Genomic DNA, 982 nt, shown 5'->3' with positions numbered 1-982 from the left:
GTTCTGGGATACAATGCTCCGGACGATGTTTTCAACCGAGCGTTGAAACGATATCGAAGAAGATATCAACAGTCTCTGTCGGAATTAAAGTGATAGTCTAAATCCGATGGGAAAATTGCACTTCGTACTTGATACCGGGTATTCTTTTCAATACGAATCTCACCGGCCACAGACAACAATAAATTGACCAACTGTCCATGCTCACAGCGTCGAGTCGCTGACGCTTTGCGATGATATTCTTTCAAACTTTGTACTCGTTTTTCGTAGCTTTTTGTTTTGCTTAATTCGCTTCCTTTTTTAAATACTCCATTGCTTTCATAACAATCCGGATTATTTTGTCGCAAGCTCCTATCCATTGATCGTTGCAGGCTGCGAATTCTTTGTTCATCAACTTGGGCACGCGGCGCTACTTTTATTTTTCCGCTCCATATCTTGCTGAATACGGCAATCGTTTGAGGTCCGGGATCAATTGATAAACGTTCTTCGGTTGAGGCATAGATGTGTTTAACAGGTGCGCGTCCTTCCAGAACAACCTGCAAATAAAAACGATTTTTCCCTTTGATTGTCTTACGTACCAGACGACAGTATTTGATCGTTTTAAATCCTTGCGAACCGTCCTCTTTTAAAAAGGCACAACGGATGTAGTCATCTTTAGGATCGATAATGACACGATAGTCGTGTTGACACCAACTCAACACAGATTTTTCAATATTGAACTTCAGTCCGGTTTTATTTGTCTTTCCCTCGATACTTCTTAACCCGCGCTTGGCAGATTTAAAACGAGGCCGTCCTCCCAACCCCAACTTATATCGATTCACGGCCTGAAACACTCGGGTAGCAATTTTTTGCGCTTCATTGATACCGAGTTCTGTTTTTCGGCCGCTGGCTTGCCGATGTTTGGCAATCACTGCGTGTAAGTCGTATTCCGTCAAATGGTATTTTCTATCAAGCGATTTGAATAGATTTGTTCTTTCTTTACCCT

Annotated in this window: 1 protein-coding gene; it reads right to left on the bottom strand. The window is 42.2% G+C overall.

Annotated elements, in window-relative coordinates; genetic code table 11:
• Nucleotides 1-65: 65 nt before the first annotated feature.
• Nucleotides 66-982 (bottom strand): nuclease/transposase family protein (locus H5985_RS09230; RefSeq protein ID WP_478219401.1); only part of this gene is annotated, 917 nt, incomplete at its 5' end.

It is taken from the genome of Parasutterella secunda, from assembly GCF_016901835.1.
Lineage (GTDB): Bacteria > Pseudomonadota > Gammaproteobacteria > Burkholderiales > Burkholderiaceae_F > Aphodousia > Aphodousia faecavium.
This window is presented reverse-complemented; position numbering and strand designations above follow the sequence as displayed.